Raw genomic sequence first — 23,703 nt, 5'->3', positions numbered from 1 at the left:
GAATGCCCTGTCCGGTAGCGGAAGGAGCGAAGCGTCATGAAGTGGCAGGATCGTCGACTGCTCGAGCTGTTCGGGATCGAACATCCCATCATCCAGGCTCCCATGGCCGGGCCGACGACGCCCCAGATGGCCATCGCCGCGAGCAAGGCAGGGGCGCTGGGCTCCCTGGCGGCGGCCATGCTGACGCCCGACCTGCTGCGCGGCGAGCTGCAGACCGTGCGTCAGCAAACCGACCGGCCGATAAACGTCAATTTCTTCTGCCACATCCCGCCTGCCGTCGACGCCGACCGTGAAGCCGCCTGGCGCAAGCGGCTGGCGCGCTACTACGACGAGCTCGGCGTGCCCGCTTCGGCGGCCGACGGCGGCGCCGTGCGTACGCCCTACGGCTCCGCAATGGCGGCGCTGCTGCTCGAGTTCAGGCCCAAGGTCGCGAGCTTCCACTTCGGGCTGCCCGAAGAGGCCTTGCTGAAGCCGCTGCGCGACGCGGGAATCCTCATCCTGAGCTCTGCCACTACCGTCGAGGAGGCGCGCTGGCTGGAAGCGCGCGGCGTCGACGCCGTCATCGCCCAGGGCGCGGAGGCGGGCGGCCATCGCGGCATGTTCCTGACCGACGACATCGCCAGCCAGCCCGGCACGATGGCCCTGGTGCCCCAGGTGGTCGACGCGGTGAAGGTTCCCGTCATCGCTGCCGGCGGCATTGCCGATGGTCGCGGCATTGCCGCGGCGCTCGCGCTGGGCGCCGCCGGCGTTCAGCTCGGAACGGCCTTTCTCCTGAGTCCCGAGGCGAAGACATCGCAGGTTCACCGCGCGGCGCTGAAGTCGAGGACGGCCGACGTGACGGCGCTGACCAATGTCTTCACCGGCCGGCCGGCACGTGGAATCGCCAACCGCATCATGCGGGAGGTCGGTCCGATCACGTCCGAGGCGCCGAGCTTTCCCCTGGCCGCCGGTGCCGCGACACCGCTGCGCGTTGCCGGCGAAGCCAGGGGCAGCGGGGAATTTTCGCCGCTGTGGAGCGGCCAGTCGGCGTTGCTCGCCCGCGAGATGCCGGCCGGCGCCATGGTGGCGATGCTGGTCGAGCAGACCCAAGCCGTGCTCAAGCGCGTGCGGGGATGACGGCCTGCAGGAGCTGATCGACGAAGCCGCGCGTGATCGGGGCGTGACCCATCAGCAGCCGGTAGAACAGCGGGCCGAAGATCAGGTCGAGCGCCAGGTCGAGGTCGGCCGGCGCGGCGACCAGGCGATCGGCGATGCAGCGTTCGAGGAGCAACCGTGCAGTATCGCGGTTGCGGGCGATGAATTCGTTGCGGAACGCCTTGGCGAGCTCGGTCTCGGATTGGGCGGCGGCCACCATGGCAGCGACGCTGCGGCCCGTTGGCGCGGCGAAGGCGTCGGCCACGGCGTGGAGCTGGGCCTTGAGCGCGACCAGTGGCGAGCGGCCCGATGAGCCTGACGTCGGCGGAGCCGACGCTTCGAGGAAGGCCGCCATGGCGACCGCCGGCGCGTTCGGCCAGTAGCGATAGATGGTGGGTCGGCTGACGCCCGCTTTGGCTGCGATTCCCTCGATGGTGACGGCCGTCAACCCGCCGTGCTCGAGCAGGGCGCGCGCAGCGGCGAGAATAGTGCTGCGGATTCGTGGATCGCGCGGTCGGCCGCGCGCTGGTGCAGGAGAGGCTTGACGGGGCATCTATTTATGTTACGTTACGTAACGTAATATAGCACAGGTGAAGCCATGACGGCAAAGAGCGCGACTGGACAAACCCTGCGGGCCCACATGACGGTGCATGACGCGAAGGCTGCAATCGCCTTTTACACCAAGGCCTTCGGCGCGACCGAGCTGTTCCGCCTGACCGAGCCATCGGGCAAGGTAGGTCATGCCGAGATCAGGATCGGCGATAGCGTGCTGATGCTGAACGACGAGTACCCAGATTTCGGCGCCCGCAGCCCGGCGGCGACGGGCGGCTCGCCGGTGGCCTTTCACATCGGCGTCCCCGACGCCGACAAGGCGGTCGACCGCGCCGTCGCCGCCGGTGCCACGGTTGTCCGTCCGGTGCAGGACCAATTCTACGGCGATCGCTCGGGCATGGTCGCCTGCCCCTTCGGCTACCGCTGGTTCCTCGCCGCGAAGAAAGAGGACGTCGGTCCGGCCGAGATGCAGAAGCGCTGGGAGAGGATGCTGGCCGAAGGCAAGGTGGAGTAGATCATTCTTCTCCCCACGCTCCGCATGGGGAGGTGTCGCCGTCTTACGGCGACGGAGGGGTCATGGTCTTCCGGACAGCGGGCGTCCCGCCCGTTCATGTTTCATGAGCATGAGCGGGCGGGACGCCCGCGGTCCTCATGATTCCATGACACCTCCGTCGGCGTAAGACGCCGACACCCCAGCGAAGACGCTTGGCAGGAAAAGACTACGCCGAATGCTCCGCTATCCACTCACCATAAGCCGGCAGGACGTGCTCGAAGGCGAAGGCGTGGATGGCCGGCAATTCATACGGGTGCATATTGCGGATGGCGCTCTCGACAGAGGCGTAGCGTTCGTCGACGGTCTTGAACAGCACGCGATACTCCTTGCCGTGCTCGATCTCGTCCTTCCAGGTGTAGATGCTCTCGATGCGCGAGATCTGTGCGCAGGCGGCGAGGCCGGCTTCGACCAGCGCGCGCGCGAGCGCGCGGGCGTCCTTCTTGCGGGCGACTGTCGTGACGACGGCAATGGGCTTCACGTCGGCGGCTCCTGGTTGCGTTCGGCGGGTACGATCACGACCTGCTTGCGTTCGCGGCCGGCAATGACCGTCAACGTGGTGTCGACACCGATGCGACCTGCCCCCAGCAGTTGGACCAAGTCGTCGGCACCGGTTACCGGTTCGCCGTCGAGCGCCAGCACGATGTCGCCCTGCTGCAGGCCCGCCTTGGCTGCCGGACTGTCCGGCTCGAGGCTCGCGATCGCCACGCCACTCACCTGCCGCAGCCCGAGCACGAGCGCAAGACGGCGCGGTAGGGGCACGGTCTGGCCTGCGACACCGATGAAGGCGCGCCGCACGCGGCCGTGACGCACGATCTCGCTCACCGTGTAGCTCGCGGTGTTGCTGGCGACCGCGAAGCAGATGCCCTGGGCGCCGGCGATCACGGCGGTGTTGATGCCGATCACCTCGCCCTGCGAGGACAACAGCGGACCGCCCGAGTTGCCGGGGTTGAGCGCGGCGTCAGTCTGGATCACGTCGTCGATCAGCCGGCCGGTGCGCGAGCGCAGCGAGCGGCCGAGGGCCGAGACGACACCCGCGGTCACCGTTGATTCGAAGCCCAGCGGATTGCCGATCGCGACCACGAGCTGGCCGCGCCGCAAGGTTTTCGAGTTGCCGAGTCGCGCTGCCGGCAGGGCGACGTCGTCGACCACGCGCAGGAGGGCGAGATCGGTATGCGGATCGTCGCCCAGCACGCGCGCCTTGACGGTGCGGGTGTCGGCCAGCGTCAGCCGAACGGCGGTGGCGCCCTGCACGACATGGCTGTTGGTGAGCACCAGACCATCGGGCGAGATCACCACGCCCGAGCCGGTGCCGCCGCGCTGCCGCTTGTCGCGATCGGGCGGCGCCTCGACCCGCACGACGGCGGGTCCGACGCGATCGACGACATCGACCACCGCCTGCGAATAGGCATCGAACAGCGGCCGCTCGTCCGGGGTGGTTTCCGCGAGGGAAGCAGGTACCTCCGTCGCGGTATCCTCGTCGGAGACGAGAGAGAGGTGGAAGTCGAACATGCCGCTATATGGGGATTGCTCTATGTCTTTCCTCCCCCGCATCGGGGGAGGTGGTCCACAAGGGCCGGAGGGGGAGAGCCTCAGACGAGATCCACGGAAGTCCGACGTCGGAATATCATGTGCTCCTATCTGGGGCCTTCCCCCTCCGCCGCTTGCGGGGCACCTCCCCTGATTGTGGGGGAGGGAAGCACTTCCCCCACGTCTTCGGTTGCAAACTTCTCAAAACAGCGAAAAATACTCGCGCTGTTCCCAGTCGCTGACCTCGAGGTTGAAGCGGTCGATCTCGGCCTGCTTCAGCTTGAGATAGTAGTCGACGAAGAAATCGCCGAAGGACTTGCGCAGGACCCGATCCTCGCCCAGCGCAGCCAGCGATTCGGCGAGCGAGCGGGGCAGGAGCGGCGCGTCCGAGTTGTAGGGCGTGTCGGCCGACGGGCCGGGATCGAGGCCGCGGTCGAGGCCGTCGAGGCCGCTGACGATCTGGCTCGCCATGTAGAGGTAGGGATTGGCGGCAGGCTCGCCGATGCGGTTCTCCAGATGGGTGGTGGCCTCGCCCGGACCGCCCAGCACGCGGATCATGACTCCGCGGTTGTCGTGTCCCCACAGGATGCGATCGGGTGCCAGCGAGAAGGGGCGGTAGCGCTTGTAGCCGTTCAGAGTCGGCGTCGAGAAGGCGGCGGCGCCGCGGGCGTGTGCCAGCAGCCCAGCCATGTACTGCATGCCGGCCGACGACAAGGGTACGTCCTTGTCCATGAAGGCGTTTGCGCCGGTCCTCTTGTCCTTCAGCGACTGGTGCAGGTGCCAGCCGCTCGACATGACGTTGGCGATCTTCGGCCGGCACATGAAGGTGGCGTGAAAGCCGTGACGCTGGGCGACCTGACGGACGGCGCTGCGGAACAGCACCATGGTATCGGCCGGGGCGACACCGGCGGCGGCGCGGAAGGTGAACTCGACCTGGCTCGGGCCGTATTCGACCTCGAGCGAGCGCAGCGGCAGGCCGAGATCGACGATGTTGGAGCGCAGGATCTCGAGGATCGGGTCCATCTCGTCGTAGCGATGCTCGGTGAGATACTGGTAGCCCTGGTTGAGCAGCGACACGTCGATCGGCTCGCCGGGCTGGCCGGCGTCGCCCTGGGCGAGCCTGGTCTTCTCGACCTTGAACAGGTGAAACTCGACCTCAAGCCCGGCGATGAAGTCGTAGCCGCGATCGCCGAGGATCCCGAGCGCGCGCTTGTAGAGCTGGCGCGTGCAGAGCGGCATCGGCCGGCCGTCGGGAAAATGGATGTCGCCCAGCATCCAGCCCGAGTGCGGCGCCCAGGGCAGCGCCCGGAAGGTCGTCGGGTCGGGCAGCATCACGACATCGGCGGCGCCCTCGAGTTCCTTCATGCCGAAGCCGCCGCCCGGCCGCCATACCGGGAACACCGTGCGATGCGAGGTGTCCTTGAGCAGCATGGTGGTGGTGAAGCCGACGCCGTTCTTCAGCGCGCCGTCGATCTCGCCCGCGGTCAGGGTCTTGCCCCGCAGCACACCGTGCTGATCGGCGAACACCAGCCGCACCACCGACATCTCGCCGGCATGCATGTGGCGCAGCGCTTCGCGGGTTGCCGCCTTGCGGTCCTCGTTCCACAGGCCCGCGCGTTCGACCAGCGTCACGGGCTCACGCCACCAGGGGCGGCACGGTGTTGGCCGCCCAGCTCGAGTTGCCGCGCCGCCGGGTGTCGACGTCTTTCCAGTAGGATTGCCAGCCCTCGGTCGGGCCCATGCCGTCGATGGCGATCGGGCCGCGCAACCGCGTGGCCCGCGCCGCGTCGAGCCACATCGGCGGCTTGTCGCCGTTGGCCACCAGACCGATCGCCGACAGGAGCATCCGGCGATAGGCGACGATCGCCTTGTCGGTCGTGCCGAGATGCTCGCGCGTGCGATCCTGGATGCGGCCCTGGCTCTCGATCGCCCATTGATCGTGCACGTTGATGTCGAAGCCCATGCCGGTGAAGGTCTGGCTCGCCTGTTCAGCGACGTTGTAGCCGTAGTCGTTGTGACGACCCAGGCGCGGGCGGTAATCGGGAAGCTGATACAGCTTGAGGCGCTGTTCGCGCATCGCCGCGTGATCGACCGGCTGGCCGAAGCTGGTGAAGATCGCGTACCAGTAGCAGGACGTGTCGTCGATCGGCACGTGCCACTGGGTGATCGTCATCTCGGCGCTCATGGGAATGACGAAGGCGTAGGGGAAGACCAGGTTGGTGACGCGCACGTGGGTGTGGCGCTCGTCGAGGCGGCGCAAGGCGAACAGGCGCAGGCCATAGTCGGTCGCCTCGACGTCGATGCGCGGCCGGGTGAACTCGCGCAACAGCCGTGTCATCGGAATGTCGGAATCGGACGAGGCGGCGCGGAACTGTCTGCCGTAGGCCGCGCCGGTATCCTCGTCCTCGTAGAAGCGATGCAGGTACGAGGCATGGGCCGGATCGATGCCGACCTCGAGCGCCTGCAGCCAGTTGCACTCGATCAGCCCCTTGAAGGCGAAGGCATGGCTGGTTGGCGCGAGGAAGCAGTCGAAGTCGGGAAAGGCCGGCGGCTGGCCTTCGCCCACGAACGCGAACACGATGCCGTTCTTGACGACGACCGGGTAGGCGCGCTGGCGCACCCGTTGGCAGAGCACGCTGCCCTCCGGCTCGGCCGGCGTCTCGAGGCACTTGCCATCGACGTCGAACAGCCAGCCATGGAAGAGGCAGCGCAGCCCGCCATTCTCGAGCCGGCCATAGGCGAGGTCGGTACCGCGATGCGGGCAGTCGCGATCGAGCAGGCCATGCCGGCCACGCTCGTCGCGGAACAGCACGAAATCCTGGCCGAGCAGGCGTACCGCCTTGGCCGGCCGGGCGTCGGGCAACTCATCGGCGAGCGCCACCGGATGCCAATAGTGCCGCATCAGGGCGCCGCATTTCGTTCCCGGCCCGATGCGGGTGATCAGATCGTTCTGCTCGGGGCTCATCATGGCCACGAGAGTGGCCCAATCCGCGATGGGGCGCCACAGGGTAAGGTTCCTCCCCAGCACATCTCGAATTCTTCCCCTGTAATCGTGGGAGGTGCCCCGTCATGCGGTGCGGAGGGGGAAGGCCTCACTCGAGATGTCTCTGATCCCGACGTCGGAATCTCATGAATCTCCTTTTGGGCCTTCCCCCTCCGCTCCCTTTGGGGGGTACCCCCCCGTAAGACGTCGTAAGACGGGGAAGGACTCGAGATGTGTCCACTCCGTAGCAGCAAAGCTCCGCGGACAACGAGACCCGCGGCCCAGATTTCAATGTGAGCCGGCCCTCGCTATAGAGAAAGCATGACTCTTTCCAACGGCATGCCCGGTCCGACCTCCCGGCACTTCGTCTCGCAGAGGCTGCGTCTTCACTATGTCGACTGGGGCAATCCCGATGCGCCACCGCTGCTCCTGGTGCATGGCGGGCGCGATCATTGCCGCAACTGGGACTGGGTGGCCGACGCCCTGCGGCATGACTGGCACGTGATCTGCCCGGACCTGCGCGGGCATGGTGACAGCCAATGGTCGCCCGACGGCAACTACGCGATGTCGTCCTACATCTACGACCTCGACCAGCTCGTCCATCAGCAAGGGCTGGCGCCGGTCACCATCATTGCCCATTCCCTGGGCGGCAACATCTGCCTGCGCTATTCCGGCATCTATCCGGAGAAGGTGCGCAAGCTGGTCGCCATCGAGGGGCTGGGCCCGTCTCCCAAGGCGATCGCCGAGCGCGGCACCAAGACGATCGGCGAGCGCATGCGCCAATGGGTCGAGGAGCAACGCAAGCTGTCGGGCCGCCTGCCGCGGCGCTATCCCACCATCGAGGATGCTTTCAAGCGCATGCAGGAGGAGAACACGCACCTTTCCGCCGCACAGGCGCGCCACCTGACGCAGCAGGGCGTCAACCAGAACGAGGACGGCACCTACAGCTGGAAGTTCGACAACTATGTTCGCACCTGGCCGCCCTACGACATGAGCTACGAGGACATCGAACTTCTGTGGGCGCAGATCACCTGTCCGACCTTGCTCGTTTATGGCAAGGAAAGCTGGGCCTCCAACCCCGAGAAGGACGGCCGGCTGAAGCATTTCAAGGGCGCCAAGGTGGTCGAGTTCGATCATGCCGGCCATTGGGTGCATCACGACCGGCTGAAGGATTTCGTCGACGTGGCACGGGAGTTCATCAAGTGAAAGCAGCGATCTTTCGCGGTGGCGACATCGTCGTCGACACGCTGCCGGAGCCGGTGCCGGCCCGCGGCCAGGTGCTGGTGAAGACCCTGGCCTGCGGCATCTGCGGTTCCGATTTGCATGCTGCCAAACATGCCCACCGCATGGTCGAGGTGACCAAGCGCATCCCGGGCCGCGTGCCGATGGACCTGTCGCGCGACGTCGTGTTCGGCCACGAATTCTGCTGCGAGGTGCTCGACTATGGCCCCGGCACCGAGCGCACAGTGAAGCCCGGGACGCGCGTCTGTTCCATGCCGCTGATGATCGAGCCGGATGGCCCGAAGGGCATGGGCTACTCGAACACCTACGTCGGCGGCTACGCCGAGCAGATGCTGCTGTCGGCGCCCTTGATGCTCGAGGTGCCGAACGGCCTGCCGACCGAGCACGCCGCCCTGACCGAGCCCCTGGCGGTCGGCGTGCACGCGGTCGAGAAGGGCGCGGTGAAGGAGGACGAGGCGCCGCTGGTGATCGGCTGCGGGCCGGTCGGCCTCGCCGTGATCACGGCGCTGCGCCTGAAAGGGATACGGCCGATCGTGGCGGCCGATTTCTCGCCGACGCGCCGCGAGCTCGCCGTGAAGATGGGAGCCGACATCGTCGTCGATCCGGCCAGGGAATCGCCTTATTCCCGGCTGGCGGCGGACAGGCGGGCAGCGATCTTCGAATGCGTCGGCGTGCCGGGGATGATTCAGCAGCTCTTCGAGGCGGCGCCGCGCGATGCCCGGGTGGTCGTGGTCGGCGTCTGCATGGAGCCCGACACGCTCGAGCCGATGTTCGGCATAGTGAAGGAGCTCAGCCTGCAGTTCGTGCTGGGCTACACGCCGGAGGAGTTCGCGCGTTCCCTGCGGTTGCTGGCCGACGGCCAGGTCGACGGCGAGGCGCTGATCACTGGCAAGGTCGGGCTGACCGGGGTCAAGCAGGCCTTCGCCGAGCTCGGCAACCCCGAGCGCCACACCAAGATCCTCGTGGAGCCGTGGCGATAGGGGGAGCTCGTCATCGCTGGGAGCGCGCCACTCCGATGGCGCTCTTCCTGTTGATCATACATCCCATGAGCGCCATGGGAGTGGCGCGCTCCCAGCAAATGAGCGAACTGGGCTGGCGCCCGTGGACCCGAGAGTTGACCGCTGGCCGGACGATTTGTTAGCGATTTGGGCCGCAAGGGAGGATGTCAATGAAGCTCTATACTTCGATCGGACCGAATCCGCGCATGGTCCGCATGTTCATGGCCGAGAAGGGGTTCGAGGTTCCCAAGGTCGAGGTCGACCTGCGCGGCGGCGAGAACCGGCGCGAGCCCTACCTCAAGGTCAATCCGTCGGGACAAAGCCCGGCCCTCGAGCTGGATGACGGCTCCGTGCTGGCCGAGATCACGGCCATCTGCGAGTACGTCGACGAGGTCAAGAAGGACACGCCATCGCTGATCGGCAACACGCCGGAGGAGCGCGCAAAGACGCGCATGTGGACGCGGCGCATCGATCTCAACATCGTCGAACCGGCGACCAACGGGTTCCGCTTCGCCGAAGGCTTCAAGATGTTCGAGAAGCGCGTGCATTGCATTCCGCAGGCGGCCGACGACCTGAAGGCGACGGCGCGCGAGAAGCTGGTGTGGCTCGACGGGCTGGTGGGCTCCAAGCCGTTCATCGCCGGCGACAAGCTCACCATGGCGGACATCCTGCTGTTCGCCTTCCTCGATTTCATGGGGCAGGTCGGCCAGCCGCTCGATCCTGCCTGCAAGAATCTCACGGCGTGGTTCGGGCGCATGAAGGCGCGCCCCAGCGCCGCCGCCTGACGGAGACCCCGACGATGCGCCGCCTGATGGTTCTTCTTGCGTACATTGCTGCCTCGATGGTCGCGGGCAGCGCGCTCGCCCAGGCGGCCGATCCGCCGCCGCGCGGCCTGTTCCTGATGACGGACTACCCTTCGCAGACAGTGCGCGCGGGGGAGACGACGACCATCCGCCTCAAGCTCAACAACAGCGGCCTGCCGCCGGAGCCGGTGGCGCTGGCCCTGTCAGGCGTCCCGCAGGGCTGGAAGGTCGACCTGCTGGGCGGTGGCCTGCCGGTCGCCTCGGCCATGCCGGGCGTCAACGAAAGCGTCAGCCTGCAGCTGCGTGTCGAGGTGCCCAAGGACGCCAAGGCGGGCTCGCACAAGATCACGCTCGGCGCCAAGGGGCCGCTCACCCAGGCGCCCGAGCTGGTGTTGACGCTCACGGTGGGCAGCGAGGCGCCGGCCAAGCTCAGCCTGAAGTCGCGCCTGCCGTCGCTGCGCGGCACGCCGCGATCCTCGTTCGAGTACACGGTGACGGTCGGCAACGACAGCGGCAAGGATCTGACGGTTGCGCTGTCGGCCCAGGGTCCGGCCAACTTCCAGACGACCTTCAGCGAAGGCTACGGCAGCAACGAGATCAGCTCGATCCCGATCGAGGCCGGCCAGACCAAGGACATCAAGGTCAAGGTGACGCCGCCGCGCGACGTCAAGGCGGGCGACTACCCGGTACTGATCCGGGTGGCGTCGGAGGGCGCCACCGCGGAGCTGCGCGTCACCCTGCAGATCAGCGGCCAGGGCCGCCTCGCTCTCGGCACCAAGGACGGCCGCCTGTCCGGCGAGGCCGAGGTCGGCAAGAGCTCGACCTACACGCTGGTCGTCAGCAACGACGGCACGGCCCCGATCGACGAGGTCGAGATGTCGGGCACCGTGCCAGCCAACTGGAAGGTCGAGTTCAATCCCAAGACCATTGCCAGCGTCGCGCCCAACGAGAAGAAGGACGTGCAGGTGATCGTGACGCCGGGCGACAAGGCGATCGCCGGCGACTACGTCGCCTCGTTCCGTGCCAACGGCCGCGGCGAATCGGCGTCGGCCGATTTCCGCATCACCGTCACCACCTCGACTCTGTGGGGCGTGGCGGGCATCGGCATCATCGCCATCGCCTTGCTGGTGCTGCTGGGCGCGGTGGCGCGCTTCGGCAGGCGGTGAGCGGCGGGCAATGGCCAATCCGGCGGAAACCTCCAATGTCATCGAGGCGCGTGGACTCCTGAAGCTCTACGGCACCCAGCGTGCCGTCGACGCCATCGACCTCGACATCCGGCGCGGCGAGATCTTCGGCCTGCTCGGGCCGAACGGCGCCGGCAAGACGACGACCATCCTGATGATGCTCGGGCTCACCGAGATCAGCGGCGGGACGGTGAGCGTGCTGGGCTTCGACCCGGTGCGCCAGCCGCTCGAGGTCAAGCGCCGCGTCGGCTACCTGCCGGACTCGGTCGGCTTCTACGACCATCTGACGGCGCGCGAGAACCTGCGCTACACGGCGCGCCTGCTCGACCTGCCGCGGCGCGAGACTGACGCGCGGATCGAGGAGGCGCTGAAGAGCGTCAATCTCGCCGACGTGATCGACAAGAGGGTCGCGACCTACTCGCGCGGCATGCGCCAGCGGCTCGGCATCGCCGAGATCGTGATGAAGAAGGCCGAGGTGGCGATCCTCGACGAGCCGACCTCGGGACTGGATCCGCACGCCACGTTCGAGCTCCTGGAGATGATCCGCCGCCTCAAGGAGGCGGGGGTGGCGGTGCTGTTGTCGTCGCACCTGCTCGATCGCGTGCAGAGCGTTTGCGACCGGGTGGCACTGTTTAACCGTGGCCGCATCGCCCTGATCGGCACCGTGGTCGAGCTGGCCAACCAGGTGCTGGGCGCTGGCCACCCGATCCTCGTCGAGGCGTCAGGCACCGACGTGCCGGCGGCCCTGGGCGGTGTCGCGGGCGTGCAGAAGGTCACCCAGGAACGTGCCGCGACCTGGCGGGTCATTGCCGACCGTGACGTGCGCGCCGCGGTGGCGCAGCGCATCGTGACGGCGGGCGGTTCGCTGCTGCGGCTGGACGACCTCCAGCCCAGTCTGGAAGAGGTCTACACCAGCTATTTCGAGCAGGCCCGCAATGCCGCCTAGTGCCGGAACACAACGCGTCGCCGCACGGCGCGAGGGTTCGCCCTTCACCGGTCTGGGGCCGGTGTTCATGAAGGAGTTCTCCGATCACCTGAGCAGCGCCCGCATGATGGTGCTGATGCTGTTCGTGATCGCCTTCGGGGCGCTGCCGGTGGGGCTGTCGCTGCAGGAGCTGCGCAACGTCACCGAATCCGACCCGTTCCTGTTCCTGCGCATCTTCACCTCGGCGCCGCAGCGCGTGCCGTTCTCCTTCACGGCCTCGCTCACCCTGGTGATCCCGCTGCTGGCGATCGGGCTCGGCTTCGACTCGGTGAACAGCGAGTTCAACCGCCGCACCCTTAGCCGGGTGCTGTCGCAGCCGATCTATCGCGATGCCCTGCTGCTCGGGAAATTCCTGGGCGGCCTGGCGACGCTCAGCGTGGCCCTGGTCGCGTTGTGGCTGATCGTGCTCGGCGCCGGCCTGCTGCTGCTCGGCATCCCGCCGCGCGGTGTCGAGGTGGCGCGCGGCCTGGGCTTCCTGGTTGTCGCCATCGCCTTCGGCGGCGTCTGGCTCGCGATATCTATGCTGTTCTCGGTGCTGTTCCGTTCGACGGCGACGTCGGCGCTGTGCGCGCTGGGTGTCTGGCTGTTCTTCGCCATCCTGTGGCCGCTCATCGTGCCTGTGCTGGTGCTGGCGGTGACGCCGACCAACGTCGCCATGGGGATGGGCCGGCTCGACGAGACGCTGGCCATGATCCAGATGCAGTCGACCCTGGAGCGCCTTTCGCCCAACACGCTGTTCGGCGAGGCGGTGATCGGCCTGCTCAACCCCGAGACGCGCACGCTCGGCCCCATCATCCCGAGCCAGATGCGCGGGGCGATCATGGGCGCGCCGCTGCCGCTCGATCAGAGCCTGCTCCTGATCTGGCCGCAGGTCACCGGCCTGATCGCCGGCATGATCGTGGTGTTCGCCATCGCCTACGTCGTCTTCCAGCGCGAGGAAGTCAGAGCCTGAAGGACTGGACGGCCGCGGCCGCACTCAACAACGCCCGCTGGTGCGATGCGGTGTGCCGCGCGCACGGCCGGCCGGGGACGTTCCTGCCGCACATGTGGGTCAACGCCCAGGCGGTGCCGCGCTTCTATCCCAACGCGGTGACGCTGCGGCACGACGCAGCGGCGATCGACGAGCAGCGCGCCACCGTCGATATCCTGGCCAGGTCGAACCCGCCCGGCCGCTGGGCGGTTAAGGACAGCTTTGCCACCCTCGACCTGTCGCGCCGCGGCTTCGATCTGCTGTTCGACGCCCGGTGGATCCGCCAGCTGCCACTGCTGATCGCGCGGACGTCGTCGGACCTCGCCTGGCAGCGCGTGGTAACGAGCGACACCTTTCCCGCCGCCCTGTTCGGCGACGAGAATTTCGCGATGTTTGCCGGCTCGCGCGCCGGCGAGGTGGTCGCCGGCGGCACCGTCTATCGCGCCGAGAAGGTCGTGGGCCTGTCGAATGTAGTCGCCGAGCCCGGCGACGCCGTCACCGTCTTCCGCGACCTCGTCGCCCTGGCCGCCGGGCTGTTCCCGGGCCTGCCGATCGTCGGCTACGAGTCTGGCAACGAGCTGAAGGCCGCGATCAACGCCGGCTTCGAGCCGGGCGACGAACTCCGCATCTGGGTGCGAGAGCGACCGTAAATTACTCGGACTGCGGGATGCCTGACCCATAGGGGCGCACTCTGATGGAGAGGGCGTCTTTGCTGGGAGCGCGCCACTCCGATGGCGCTCATGGGATGTGTATTCACCAAGAAGAGCGCCATCGGAGTGGCACGCTCCCAGCAAAGACGCGAGGTCGCAAGCTGTGTATGCGCCGACACGGTCGACGATCCCTGATTCCAGTTCGCGATGTTCATCGCGCCGGCTAGTCTGGCCGTGTCGCGGGCAAGACCGTGCCGGCGTTCGAGCTGTCGCGTCCGGAGTGGACGCAACCGGCTCGAAGCCGGCACACGGCCTCACGCCTTCACAAGGAGTTCACGATGAAAGCTGGTGTCGTCTATCCGCAGGTCGAGCTTGGCGGCGATCCTGGAGCCGTCAAGGCGTTCGCACAGGCCGCGGAGGAACTGGGTTACGACCATATCGTGATCTATGACCATGTTCTGGGCGCGGTCCATGCCGGGAGGGAGCCGAAGCTGACCGGCCCGTACAAGGAAACCGATCCCTTCCACGAACCCCTGGTCACCTATGCCTACCTCGCGGGGATCACCCGGCGCCTCGAGCTGGTGACGGGGGTGATCATCCTGCCGCAGCGGCAGACGGCGCTGTTCGCCAAGCAAGCCGCGGATGTCGACCTGTTCTCGGATGGCCGGCTACGCCTCGGTGTCGGGGTCGGCTGGAATTGGGTGGAGTATGACGGTCTCGAGATGTCCGGGCATTTTCGCCGACGCGGCAAGCGGCAAGAGCAGCAGATCACTCTGATCCGCAAGCTGTGGGAACAGCCCGTGGTCGAGCATGAGGACTCCGACCATCGGATCGATCGGGCAGGCATCCTGCCGCGACCGAAAAGGCAGATACCGATCTGGCTGGGCGGCTTCAGCGAGGCTGCGTACGAGCGCGCCGCGAGGATCGGAGACGGATTCCTCTTCTCGGGCCGGACCCAGAGCGAAGCCGTGCAGATCAAGGCGAGGATCGAGGCCAGGCTGCGCGCGCTCGGCAGGGACGTCGACGCCTTCGGCTTAGAATCGATCCAGCAGTATGGCCGCGGCGACAACCGATGGCCGGGCGACATTGCGGCATGGCGCGACGCCGGGGGAAGCCACATCTCGGTGGCGACGCTGGGCGCCAACCTCACGACGGTGGACGCCCACATCGAAGCCATCAGGCGCTGGCGGGAAGTCTATGACTCGCTCGGCTAGCAGCCGGGCGACTTGTTCAGTCGCCGTCGCATCGCCCTGATCGGCAACGTGGTCACCGATCATCACTTCGGCATTGTCAGCGTGCTGGCCAGGCTCGCAGGAGAAACCTTGAGGCCAGGGGGACTTTCGCGGCCGCCCGTCGGCCGCTAAATCGGCATGAATTTTCGTTGGGGCTCGCCAATGATCACGGTTGGTGTCATCGAGGCGAAGACGACGCTTTCGGCATTGCTCGAGCGCGTCGCCGAAGGCGAGGAAGTCCTCATTACCAAGCACGGCCGGGCGGTGGCGCGGCTCGTTCCTGCCGGCGTCGATCGTGTCCGGGCGCGCAGGGCGATTGCTGCCATCCGCCGCGACGCCGAGAGAGGGCGGTTGCCTGGACACTCGGTGCGCCGAATGCGGCAGGCGGGTCGCGCGTGACCGCCTTCGTCCTCGACGTCTCGGTGACGATGAGCGATGTGCTGACACTGCACGAGACGGGGCTTGCCTCGTACGACGCCATGTACCTCTTTCTGGAGATCAGGCACGATCTGCAGCTTGCCGCCATGCACCGGGCATTTCGAACGGTGGCCCGGAAAAGTTGAGTGCCCTGCTGCCCGCGTGACGCGGGTTTGACGCTCCATCCGCGGCTTGATGCAGGTCAAGGGAAGCGCCATGAGACGTGCAATTGTCGCTAAGGCTAACAACGGCCTGCACCGATTCAAGGAGATACCCAATGAAGTCAGCCATCAAAGCCGCGGTGATTGCTGCGGCGTTCGCCCTGCCTGCGGCGGCCTTTGCGCAAAGTGCCGACCAGAAATACTGCAAGGCGTTGAGTTCCAAGTACCGCGAGTACCAGCGGGCAGGCTCGATCGACGGCGAGGTCGCGGCTGCGATGGGCCAGTGCGACAGCAACGCGGCGGCCGCGATTCCCGTGCTTGAGAAGCATTTGAAGGCTGGCAAGGTTCCCCTGCCGCCGCGCACCTGAGGGGCGGCTGCTCGGCGGGGCAATGCAGCATTGGCCGGTTGCCCCGCTGCAAGTGAACCTGGCCGTTGAATTGAAGCGCGCGGGATAGCTGGCCTGCCGCCTGCCGCAGGCCATCGTTGCTGGCCATCGCTGCAAGCGCGGGCCTCGGCGCTTCACCGAGGCGGGTGGAGGCCTGCCCGCAAGGGCAAGCGTTGTGCCATGCTTGCCGGCACGGCTGACTGTCATCCGAAACGCGCGAAGAGGGAGGCCCGAGCATGACTGTTTGAGGCGGGTGTTTGGATCGCGTGGACATCGGCGTGGACAGGGCACAGCGCATCTGTATCGTATTCGCGAGGCCGGCGATCTCCGGATTGCCGATGACTCCGATCGCGACAAGAGAGTTGCCCGCCCTTCGACCGCATGAGGCAGTGATGTCACTCACCAACGCACCCGATCCCTCCATTCGCCAGGCCGTCGTGCGGCAGGACCTCGAAAACGTGCTGCACCCCATCGTCCAGCACAAGGCGCTGGAGGCCAGGCAGATCGTGGTGACGGGCGCCGAGGGGTCGACGATCTACGATGCCGACGGAACCGCCTATCTCGACGCGATGGCCGGGCTGTGGTGCGTCAACATCGGCTACGGCCGCGCCGAGCTGGCCGGCGTCGCGGCGGAACAGCTTCGGCAGCTGGCGTATTTCCCGCACACCGCGATGAACGTGCCGGCTGCGGCCTTGGCCGAGAAAATCAACGAGCTGATGGGCGGCGGCTATCACACCTACTTCGTCAACTCGGGCTCCGAGGCGAACGAGGCCGGCTTCAAGATCGCCCGCCAGTACATGAAGCACGAACATCCACAGCATTATCGCTTCAAGACCGTCAGCCGATACTTCTCCTATCACGGCACGACCCTCGCAACCCTGGACGCCGGCGGCATGGGCGAGCGCAAGGCGAAGTTCGAGCCGTACTCCGGCGACTTCGTCCATGTCGCCCATCCCTATTGCTATCGCTGTCCGCTCGGCCTCGACTACCCGAGCTGCGGCTTGGCCTGCGTGAAGAACATGGAGACCACGATCCTCGGCGAGGGCCCCGAGACGATCGCCGAAGTGCTCGTCGAGCCGATCATGAGCGGGGTCGGCGTCGCGGTGCCTCCCGACGAATACTTGCCCGAGGTGGAGAAGCTGTGCCGCAAGTACGGCATCCTTCTGCACGTGGACGAGGTGATCAACGGCTTCGGCCGCACCGGTAAGATGTTCGCCCATCAGCATTATGACATCGCGCCCGACATCGTCGCGATCGCCAAGGGCATCTCCAGCGCCTATCTGCCGATCGCCGCGACCGTGGTGAAGAACAGCGTGTTCGAAAGTTTCTATGGCGAGGTTTCCGAAAACCGCCAGGTCGGGCAGGTGAACACCTACGGCGGTCACCCGGTCTCCGCCGCGGTCGCCGTCCGCAACATCGAGATCCTGGAAGGCGAGAAACTGGCCGAGCGCGCCGCCGATGTCGGCGCCTACCTGCTGGACGGGCTGAAGGGCTTGATGAAGAAGCACTCGGTCGTCGGCGATGTTCGCGGCAAGGGCCTCCTGCTCGGCGTCGAGCTGGTGAAGGACCGCACCAGCAAGGAGCCTGTTGGCCCCCAGGCCATCACGGCCGTCGCCGATTTTTGCCGCGAGAACGGCCTGCTGGTGGGCCGGTCCGTCGGCGGACGGCGCTACGGCAACACCATCACGATGTCGCCGCCGCTTGTGATCACCCGCTCCGAGTGCGACCGGATTGTCGAAACGCTGGATCGCGCTCTGTCGACGGTGAACTTCAGCTGAAAGGGGCCCGCGCGAGGGGAGACCTGATATGGCGGAGATCGTGTTCGCGGCCGGCGCGCCGCATGCGCCTGGCCTGATCGGCCTGCTCGAAGCCGCGCCCGGCGACGTCAAGGACATCGTCGTCACCACCTATCGCAGCCTCGCCAGCGCGATGGTCTCGGCCAAGCCTGATGTCCTGATCGTATTTGCCAACGATCACCTCGCCAACAGCCGCATCCGCGCCTATCCGGACTTCCTGATCGGCATGGCCGCCGAGCATCGCGGACCGTTCGAATGGTTCAAGCCGTGGATCGGCTGCGAGGACTACACGGTGAAGGGCGCGCCGGAGATTGCCGCCGCGCTGTTCAACGGCATGACCAGGCGCGGTATCCGAATGTTCGCCCGGACCGAGAACCTCAAGTTCGACGACAACATCTCGGTGCCGGTCCAGCTCACCAGGTTTGCCGAGTTGGGAATTCCGATGGTGCCGGTCCTGCAGAACTGCACCGTCCCGCCGATTCCCGACCAGCATCGCTGCTACGCCGTCGGCGAGGCGCTGGGCGACTTCATCCGCAACGACCTGCCGTCGGACATGCGCGTCGCGCTGCTCGGCTCCGGCGGCCTCAGCCACGAGCCCGGCGGCGCGCGCTACTACTTCATCGACGAAGCGTTCGATCGCTGGTTTCTCGACCTCGTCGCCTCCGGCGACCACCAGAAGCTGTTGAGGGAGCTGACGCTGGAAAGGATGGAAGCCGCCGGCTCCGGAGGCACCGCGGAATTGCTGTCGTGGGTGGTCGTGCTCGGCGCGATCGGCTCGAAGCCCGGCAAGAGTTTCGGCTACACCGTCCACCGCGATTTCAAGTGCGGCGTCGGCGCGGTGCTGTGGGATATGAATGCCAACCTGCCGAAGCGCCGTGCGGCGTAGGGAGGGCCCCCTCATGGGACTCGAGAAATTCAACCCCGCGCTTGCGACCCACGACCTGATCCAGGATCTGAAATGGTCGGTCGATCTGCGCGCCGAGTTCGCCGCCAACGAAGCTGCCGTGCTCGATCGCTATCCGCTGCGCGAGGACGAACGCCGTGCGCTCGAGACGAGGAATTTCCTCGCCCTCTACGATATGGGCCTTCACCCCTACCTCGGCGGACAGCTTGCCCGCCTGATCTTCGGTAACGAGGCGGGCAAGGGCGCGACGGTCGCCGTCAACAAGCTCGTCGAGTCGCTGCAAGGCAAGGGCGCGGTGGCGTAACGAGCAAATTTTCGATCCTGCGACTCCGGGTCCGCGAACGGCAGCGACAATGTATTCCGGACCGTGAGTGTCCGAGACTGCGAATCTATGGCAGCAGGCGCTCGTCAGCTTCGGTTCTTGCTTCGGATGAGCCGTGGGTCAGGCCTCTCGGTCGGCGCGTGAGCAGCCGATAAGCCGGCCGAGGCCAATGCCCAGCATGCGGAGTTTGGTGAGGGGATCGTTACGGTATGCGTCGGTGTCGACAATCCACCGGTTGGTCGCCAGCCGCGCGAGGCCGAGCATGCGAGCCTGTGCGCGTACAGCCCCGAACCTCAGCCAGCTGCCTCGGCTGTACTGCGGCAGGAAGTGCAGGCGGGCGGCAAGGTTGTCGGCACGGTGCCTGCCGGCGCGCCGGATTCCGAACGCGCGGTGCTCCGGATTCGGCTGCCCGCCGTGCTCCCCGTAGTGGCGGTGCGGGATGTAGGCACTGCAGCCATGCGCCATGAGCCACCATTGCAGGTAGGCATCGAACGGGAAATACTTTGCGGGATCGTGTCGCGCCATCTGCTCGTCGAAGAAGTCGCAGAGGACGCGGGCGACCGCGCTGTTGATCACATAGGCGACCAGTGGCGCGCAGTGGCCGCGCAAGTAGGGCCGCGGACCCACCAGGGCGAGAAGACGCGGGCTACCTTGGTAGAGGTAGCCCCAGGCATGATGGTCGTCCAGAGGCCAGAACGCTGGAAAGCCTCCCATGCCGAGACAAGGCACAAAATCGGCCTCGCACACCAACGTATAGCCGTCGTTCCGGGCCGCGAGTCGCCAGGCTGCATGGTGCGACAGAAGGCACCGCGTCGCCCGGGCGTAGGCCATTTCCCTGGAGGTGTACGTTGCCCGCAGAACCTCCGGATTGAGCCGCTCGACGGAGAGCGCCTCGACCAGCCGGGTGACGTCCTCCCGGAAGGCAATCACGTAGCAGCGGCCGACGACATCCCGCAGCGTCGGCACATGCGCGATTGTGAGCGTCATTCAGGCCATCCGCCGGTTGCCTGCCAATCGCAACCCCGTTGCTTGCTCATGGAAGATCCCGCGCCCTCGCTCGGTCAGGCTCCGGTCAGGTCCAGCCGAGCTCCTTCAGCGCGGCGCCGGAATTCCAGATCTTGGTCATGTGGACGATCTTGTCGCCCGAGAACTGCATCACGTAGACATAGTCCGATCGCGTGCTCTTCCCCGTCGGCGCGCACGGGCCGCCGGGACCGGTATGGGTGCCGGAAAACACCGCATAGGCGGTCACATTGTTGCGCTCGCCGTCGGCGGCGAAGGACTTCACCTCGTACCTGCCGTTGGGCAGGATCGTCATCAGGCCCTTCATCCAGTCCGTGTATTGCGCCAGCGTCTTGATGTCCGCGAGGGGCTCGGATTGGGCGGCAAAGGTGGCGTCGGGGGTGCAGTGGACCTTACAGGCTTCCCAGCCCTTTCCGGTCTCACAGGCGGCAAAGAAGTCTCTGGCGACAGCCATCATGGACGTCATGGCCTCTCCTCCTCGCGCAAGGCGTGTGTGGTCATCGCAGGCATACTATCCGGTACGACGGTCGAACCGGAACCCAGGTTCGCATGGATCGGCACCGTTGCGCGTCCCTCAAACGGGTGATGCTGCTCACGGGGAAAGCCGCGTCCCGGTTGCATGACCGCCCGGGTCCGATTTCCTGGCGACGCAGGGTGTAAAGGTCCGTGACTTCCCACCTGATTGTCGCCCGGCAGCTTCGCGCTACCCTCGGAGCCGTAGGCTTCCCGCAAGCCCCGCCGTCGGCCGACCAGCTCGGATTGGCGGCTCGTGCCGGTCTTCCTGAACAGCTCCTTCAGCTGGCTCCGCAGGGTCTCCCGGCTGAGACTGCGTCGTTCTGCGTTCTCCTCCAAGGTGAGGTGGGCGAGCAAGTCCGCGGCGAGGCGGCCTTCCGCCGGCGTCAGCCGGTACAGGCCGGCGAGCAGGTTGGGCAGCGGGGTGACGAGGGTTTCCGGATCGTGCAGAAACACCATGGCGGACGCCCGTTGCGTGACGTCGGGACGGTTCGCCGTGCTCAAGGGCACCACCAGGACCTCGAAGGGCTTCGAGCCGCTTGGGCGCGGCACGCAGCACCTCCGCCGGTCCGGAGAGCGCAGCCCGCGATCAAGGCTCTGAGGGCGCTGGTATCTCATCGGTGCAGAGGTCGGCACTGGTGTTCGCCCGCGCCAGCTTTCCTCTGCCGCGCAGGGCCCACAGGTCGCACTGGTGGTAGTAGTCGGCATAGAGCTGGAGCGCGTGCGGGCTGAAGCCCTTCACGCCGAGGATGTCGACCGTGCCGCTTTGCGGGATCTGCACGAGAGACATTCCGCTGCTGCCGCTGAATGTCGTCGCGGCCGTCGAGAACCACTGGGGCCAAAGCGTCGGCTGCAGGGCCGTCTCGTACAAGGCCGAGATCAGCCGATCCAGATCGTCCAACCGAAGCCCGTTCATGCCGATGCTCCGTCCCCAGACTTCCCATCCCGCCGATGGCACCGCGCCAGCGACGGCGTCACCGCCGCCGCCTCAGGCTCCCGGCCAGTCCTGCGGTCAGCCGGCCGACCAGCTCGGACTGTCGGTTCGTCCCCGACTTTCTGAACAGTTCCTTCAGCTGCGTCCGCAAGGTCTCCCGGGTCACCTGCCGTCGCTCGGCGATCTCCTCCAGGCTGAGGTGCTCGAGCAGATCCGCGGCGAGGCGGCCCTCCGCCGGTGTCAGCCGGTACAGGCTGGCAAGCACGCCCGGCAGCGGCGCGGCGCCGGTCTCGGGGTCGTGCAGGAACACCATGGCGGACGCCCGTTGGGTGATGTCGACGCGGTTCGCCGTGCCGCAGTGTGTCGAGCAGCGCCTCGAAGGGGGCGTGGTGCTGGTCCGCCTCCTTCAGCTTCGCGCGCACCAGCAGGGCTCGCTGAAAATGCGGCAGCAACCTGTCGAGCGCCCGAGCATGCGCTCGCGCGAACGGTCCCTTGGAGCGCGTGCTCTGGAAGCCGAGGACAGCGATGTCGGCGGCGACGGGAAGAACGGCGCCGACCACGTAGAAGGCGCCGCCGCCGTAAGGCTTGCTGAAGTCCGTATAGAGCTCGCTGTTGGCGAACTCCTCGTCGGTGCAGAGATCGGCACTGATGGTCGCCCGCATCAACGTTCGTCCGGAGCGCTGGGTCCAGAGATCGCACTTGTGATAGTGGTCGGCATAGAGCTGGATCGCCTGGTCGCTCAAGCCACGCACACCGAGCATGTCGACCGCGCCGCTGCGCGGGCTCTGGACCAGCGACAGCCCGCTGTTGCCGCCGAACGCCGTCGCGGCTGTCGAGAACCACTCGGGCCACAGCGTGGGCTGAAGGGCGGTCTCGTACAAGGCTGAGATCAGCCGATCCAGATCATCCACCCGAAGCCCATTCATCCCGATGCTCCGTCCCCGGACTTCCCATTCCCTTCACGTCTCACGCTGGCGAGGAATGCGCTGGTGACGGCCAGGCACGGACGTCATCGCGCTTCCACATCACGCGTAGCTCATTCGCGGCCGTCGGCGCCGATCCCTCACTCCCACCGGCGATCAAGCAGCCTCTGCAGGCCGGCCAGTTCGTGGGCTCGGAACTGGTCAACATCGTGAGCGGGGCGCAGGACACGGCGGACGGCAAGGACATCACCGCCGTGATGGGTAAGGTCGCGGTGAGCCTGGAATTCGTGCGCGAGCAGGAGGAGCATGACACGATATGGGAAGGCGCCAGCGATATCACGGCGGCGATGTCGCTGCTGCAGCCGGTGACGTCCGACCCGCTGAGTGTGCTGATCGGCGTTCGAAACGCCGAGGCTCTGATCGCGACACACGTCTGAGGGTGCCGCCGCGGTCGTCGTCGACGGCAACGATCGTCGTGGCGTTCGGCGGAAAGTCGTCATCCCCGGTTCCCGATAAATAAAGGCAGGGCCACAACGGAACGCAAACGACGCAAATTTCTCCCAGTTTTCACGAGTCGCCTGTCCAACCACACTCCGCCAATGCCTTCGCCATGTGTTGTGGCGGCGGCGCAGTGACGACTACCGGCGGCTTGTTCTTCGAGAGCGGCAGGACGATGCCGCGCGAGTGAAGATGCAGGAGCTGGTCGGGTGCACTGGTGCCATAGAGGCGGTCGGCGATCACCGGACAGCCGGCGGCGGCGCAGTGCACGCGGATCTGGTGCGTGCGGCCGGTCTCCGGCTTGAGTTCGAGCCACGTCATGTCGGGACCGCGGCCGATCACCTTGTAGCGCGTGCGCGCCGGCTGGCCCTTGTCCGAAACCTTCACCGACCAGCCGCTGCGCGTGTTCACCTTCAGCAGGTTCTGGTCGAACACGCCTTCCTCGGCCGGCGGGGAGCCTCGCACCACTGCCCAGTATGTCTTCTCGACGTCGCGGCCCTGGAACAGGCGGCCGAGCTTGGCCAGAGCCTTGGGATGGCGTCCCAGCACCAGCACGCCCGAGGTGTCGGCATCGAGCCGATGGGCGAGGGAAGGCGGGCGCGGCAGGCCGAAGCGCAGGGCATCGAAACAATCCTCCAGGCTCGGCGCCTTGCTCGGGCCGGCATGGACGGCGAGCCCGGCCGGCTTGTCGATGACCAGGATCAGCCCGTCGCGATGGAGGACGCGCGCCTGGATCTCCTGCGCGCTGAGCGGCGGCCGGCGCGACATCGCCTTTTCATGCGGACCGCGGGCGTCTCGCCCGCTCATGAGAAGCGCGGACGAAACGCCCGCTGTCCGGCAGTAGAAGGGCCGGCGAGCGTCCGCGGTCCCGATGAGAAGAGCGGGTGAGACGCCCGCGGTCCCGCATGAGAGGAGCGCGCTAGAGGTCCGGCCATCGCTCGAGCCAGCGCTCGCTCGCCTCGTAGAGCGCCGCGGCGCGCAGCACCGACGCCTCGTCGCGGAAGCGGCCGACG

30 protein-coding genes are annotated in these 23,703 nt (G+C 66.8%); 19 read left to right on the top strand and 11 right to left on the bottom strand.

From position 1 onward, the window contains the following. Positions 1 to 36 precede the first annotated feature (36 nt). Positions 37 to 1,116, top strand: coding sequence for an NAD(P)H-dependent flavin oxidoreductase (locus tag AB7O82_RS16430; protein WP_428541044.1), 1,080 nt, complete (start codon positions 37 to 39; stop codon positions 1,114 to 1,116). Here AB7O82_RS16430 and AB7O82_RS16425 read toward each other — a convergent pair. Further along, positions 1,097 to 1,687 carry a TetR/AcrR family transcriptional regulator gene (locus AB7O82_RS16425; protein ID WP_428541041.1) on the bottom strand — a complete coding sequence of 197 codons (591 nt, stop codon included), beginning with the start codon at positions 1,685 to 1,687 and terminating at the stop codon, positions 1,097 to 1,099. The two genes, AB7O82_RS16430 and AB7O82_RS16425, sit on opposite strands and share 20 nt — an antisense overlap. Positions 1,688 to 1,732: 45 nt before the next feature. Between AB7O82_RS16425 and AB7O82_RS16420 the strand changes: the two genes are divergently transcribed. Next, on the top strand, positions 1,733 to 2,200 hold the full coding sequence (locus AB7O82_RS16420; protein WP_428541038.1) for a VOC family protein: 468 nt from the start codon (positions 1,733 to 1,735) through the stop codon (positions 2,198 to 2,200). Positions 2,201 to 2,405: 205 nt separating this feature from the next. Here the strand turns inward: AB7O82_RS16420 and cutA are convergent, their stop codons facing one another. The 4 genes from cutA to AB7O82_RS16400 all read right to left on the bottom strand — a co-directional run bounded on the left by cutA (position 2,406) and on the right by AB7O82_RS16400 (position 6,734). Further along, the gene (gene cutA / locus AB7O82_RS16415; protein ID WP_428541035.1) at positions 2,406 to 2,717 is read right to left on the bottom strand and encodes a divalent-cation tolerance protein CutA; all 312 of its coding nucleotides are present in this window, start codon (positions 2,715 to 2,717) and stop codon (positions 2,406 to 2,408) included. Continuing rightward, positions 2,714 to 3,748 (bottom strand): S1C family serine protease, encoded by a 1,035-nt coding sequence (locus AB7O82_RS16410; protein ID WP_428541032.1) that lies wholly within the window; start codon positions 3,746 to 3,748, stop codon positions 2,714 to 2,716. The genes cutA and AB7O82_RS16410 overlap by 4 nt, the downstream gene beginning before the upstream one ends. Positions 3,749 to 3,967: 219 nt before the next feature. Then, positions 3,968 to 5,398, bottom strand: coding sequence for a glutamine synthetase family protein (locus AB7O82_RS16405; protein WP_428619782.1), 1,431 nt, complete (start codon positions 5,396 to 5,398; stop codon positions 3,968 to 3,970). Positions 5,399 to 5,402: 4 nt separating this feature from the next. Beyond that, the gene (locus tag AB7O82_RS16400; protein ID WP_428541130.1) at positions 5,403 to 6,734 is read right to left on the bottom strand and encodes a Rieske 2Fe-2S domain-containing protein; all 1,332 of its coding nucleotides are present in this window, start codon (positions 6,732 to 6,734) and stop codon (positions 5,403 to 5,405) included. 336 nt (positions 6,735 to 7,070) lie between these two features. Between AB7O82_RS16400 and AB7O82_RS16395 the strand changes: the two genes are divergently transcribed. From AB7O82_RS16395 to AB7O82_RS16325, 15 genes are all read left to right on the top strand, one after another. After that, complete coding sequence (locus AB7O82_RS16395; RefSeq protein WP_428541026.1) at positions 7,071 to 7,955, top strand: alpha/beta fold hydrolase; 885 nt, start codon at positions 7,071 to 7,073, stop codon at positions 7,953 to 7,955. Continuing rightward, on the top strand, positions 7,952 to 8,971 hold the full coding sequence (locus AB7O82_RS16390) for a zinc-binding dehydrogenase (RefSeq protein ID WP_428541023.1): 1,020 nt from the start codon (positions 7,952 to 7,954) through the stop codon (positions 8,969 to 8,971). The genes AB7O82_RS16395 and AB7O82_RS16390 overlap by 4 nt, the downstream gene beginning before the upstream one ends. A gap of 188 nt (positions 8,972 to 9,159) precedes the next feature. Then, a complete protein-coding gene (locus AB7O82_RS16385) occupies positions 9,160 to 9,774 on the top strand; it encodes a glutathione S-transferase family protein (RefSeq protein ID WP_428541020.1) in 615 nt (204 codons plus the stop codon). 26 nt (positions 9,775 to 9,800) lie between these two features. Next, positions 9,801 to 10,958: an NEW3 domain-containing protein gene (locus tag AB7O82_RS16380; protein ID WP_428554602.1), complete on the top strand. Its 1,158-nt coding sequence runs from the start codon at positions 9,801 to 9,803 to the stop codon at positions 10,956 to 10,958. A gap of 10 nt (positions 10,959 to 10,968) precedes the next feature. After that, a complete protein-coding gene (locus AB7O82_RS16375; RefSeq protein WP_428554599.1) occupies positions 10,969 to 11,922 on the top strand; it encodes an ABC transporter ATP-binding protein in 954 nt (317 codons plus the stop codon). After that, complete coding sequence (locus AB7O82_RS16370; protein ID WP_428554597.1) at positions 11,912 to 12,913, top strand: ABC transporter permease; 1,002 nt, start codon at positions 11,912 to 11,914, stop codon at positions 12,911 to 12,913. Before AB7O82_RS16375 ends, AB7O82_RS16370 begins: the two co-directional genes overlap by 11 nt. 50 nt (positions 12,914 to 12,963) lie before the next feature. Continuing rightward, entirely contained in the window at positions 12,964 to 13,581 is a 618-nt protein-coding gene (locus tag AB7O82_RS16365; RefSeq protein WP_428554594.1) for a hypothetical protein, read from the top strand. A gap of 338 nt (positions 13,582 to 13,919) precedes the next feature. Further along, entirely contained in the window at positions 13,920 to 14,795 is an 876-nt protein-coding gene (locus AB7O82_RS16360) for an LLM class F420-dependent oxidoreductase (protein ID WP_428554592.1), read from the top strand. Positions 14,796 to 14,807: 12 nt separating this feature from the next. Then, positions 14,808 to 14,945 (top strand): hypothetical protein, encoded by a 138-nt coding sequence (locus AB7O82_RS16355; protein WP_428619780.1) that lies wholly within the window; start codon positions 14,808 to 14,810, stop codon positions 14,943 to 14,945. A gap of 30 nt (positions 14,946 to 14,975) precedes the next feature. After that, positions 14,976 to 15,212: a type II toxin-antitoxin system Phd/YefM family antitoxin gene (locus tag AB7O82_RS16350; protein ID WP_428554589.1), complete on the top strand. Its 237-nt coding sequence runs from the start codon at positions 14,976 to 14,978 to the stop codon at positions 15,210 to 15,212. Then, the gene (locus AB7O82_RS16345; RefSeq protein ID WP_428554586.1) at positions 15,209 to 15,376 is read left to right on the top strand and encodes a hypothetical protein; all 168 of its coding nucleotides are present in this window, start codon (positions 15,209 to 15,211) and stop codon (positions 15,374 to 15,376) included. The genes AB7O82_RS16350 and AB7O82_RS16345 overlap by 4 nt, the downstream gene beginning before the upstream one ends. A 131-nt stretch (positions 15,377 to 15,507) precedes the next feature. Next, positions 15,508 to 15,759, top strand: coding sequence for a hypothetical protein (locus AB7O82_RS16340; RefSeq protein WP_428554584.1), 252 nt, complete (start codon positions 15,508 to 15,510; stop codon positions 15,757 to 15,759). Positions 15,760 to 16,169: 410 nt separating this feature from the next. Next, the gene (locus tag AB7O82_RS16335; RefSeq protein WP_428546343.1) at positions 16,170 to 17,555 is read left to right on the top strand and encodes an aminotransferase; all 1,386 of its coding nucleotides are present in this window, start codon (positions 16,170 to 16,172) and stop codon (positions 17,553 to 17,555) included. A 28-nt stretch (positions 17,556 to 17,583) separates the two neighbouring features. Further along, the gene (locus tag AB7O82_RS16330) at positions 17,584 to 18,459 is read left to right on the top strand and encodes a hypothetical protein (RefSeq protein ID WP_428546340.1); all 876 of its coding nucleotides are present in this window, start codon (positions 17,584 to 17,586) and stop codon (positions 18,457 to 18,459) included. Between the two features lie 13 nt (positions 18,460 to 18,472). Next, on the top strand, positions 18,473 to 18,781 hold the full coding sequence (locus AB7O82_RS16325; RefSeq protein ID WP_428546337.1) for a hypothetical protein: 309 nt from the start codon (positions 18,473 to 18,475) through the stop codon (positions 18,779 to 18,781). A 138-nt stretch (positions 18,782 to 18,919) separates the two neighbouring features. On the opposite strand, the gene AB7O82_RS16320 is transcribed toward AB7O82_RS16325, so the two are convergent. The 5 genes from AB7O82_RS16320 to AB7O82_RS16300 form a co-directional block, all read right to left on the bottom strand. Next, positions 18,920 to 19,786: a hypothetical protein gene (locus tag AB7O82_RS16320; protein WP_428546334.1), complete on the bottom strand. Its 867-nt coding sequence runs from the start codon at positions 19,784 to 19,786 to the stop codon at positions 18,920 to 18,922. Positions 19,787 to 19,871: 85 nt separating this feature from the next. Then, positions 19,872 to 20,288 carry an ester cyclase gene (locus AB7O82_RS16315; RefSeq protein WP_428546331.1) on the bottom strand — a complete coding sequence of 139 codons (417 nt, stop codon included), beginning with the start codon at positions 20,286 to 20,288 and terminating at the stop codon, positions 19,872 to 19,874. Next, positions 20,285 to 20,887, bottom strand: a complete 603-nt coding sequence (locus AB7O82_RS16310) for a helix-turn-helix transcriptional regulator (RefSeq protein ID WP_428546328.1) — start codon at positions 20,885 to 20,887, stop codon at positions 20,285 to 20,287. Before AB7O82_RS16310 ends, AB7O82_RS16315 begins: the two co-directional genes overlap by 4 nt. Positions 20,888 to 20,924: 37 nt before the next feature. Then, complete coding sequence (locus AB7O82_RS16305; RefSeq protein WP_428546325.1) at positions 20,925 to 21,251, bottom strand: hypothetical protein; 327 nt, start codon at positions 21,249 to 21,251, stop codon at positions 20,925 to 20,927. A gap of 58 nt (positions 21,252 to 21,309) precedes the next feature. Continuing rightward, entirely contained in the window at positions 21,310 to 21,582 is a 273-nt protein-coding gene (locus tag AB7O82_RS16300) for a helix-turn-helix transcriptional regulator (RefSeq protein ID WP_428546322.1), read from the bottom strand. On the opposite strand from AB7O82_RS16300, the gene AB7O82_RS16295 reads away from it, so the two are divergent. Beyond that, positions 21,581 to 22,156, top strand: a complete 576-nt coding sequence (locus AB7O82_RS16295; RefSeq protein ID WP_428546319.1) for a hypothetical protein — start codon at positions 21,581 to 21,583, stop codon at positions 22,154 to 22,156. The two genes, AB7O82_RS16300 and AB7O82_RS16295, sit on opposite strands and share 2 nt — an antisense overlap. Positions 22,157 to 22,377: 221 nt before the next feature. Further along, on the top strand, positions 22,378 to 22,629 hold the full coding sequence (locus AB7O82_RS16290) for a hypothetical protein (RefSeq protein ID WP_428546316.1): 252 nt from the start codon (positions 22,378 to 22,380) through the stop codon (positions 22,627 to 22,629). A 130-nt stretch (positions 22,630 to 22,759) separates the two neighbouring features. Here AB7O82_RS16290 and AB7O82_RS16285 read toward each other — a convergent pair whose 3' ends face one another. Further along, positions 22,760 to 23,458, bottom strand: coding sequence for an RluA family pseudouridine synthase (locus AB7O82_RS16285; RefSeq protein ID WP_428546313.1), 699 nt, complete (start codon positions 23,456 to 23,458; stop codon positions 22,760 to 22,762). Between the last annotated feature and the right edge of the window lie 245 nt (positions 23,459 to 23,703).

The sequence above is a fragment of the Reyranella sp. genome, assembly GCF_050185545.1.
Taxonomy (GTDB): domain Bacteria; phylum Pseudomonadota; class Alphaproteobacteria; order Reyranellales; family Reyranellaceae; genus Reyranella.
This window is presented reverse-complemented; position numbering and strand designations above follow the sequence as displayed.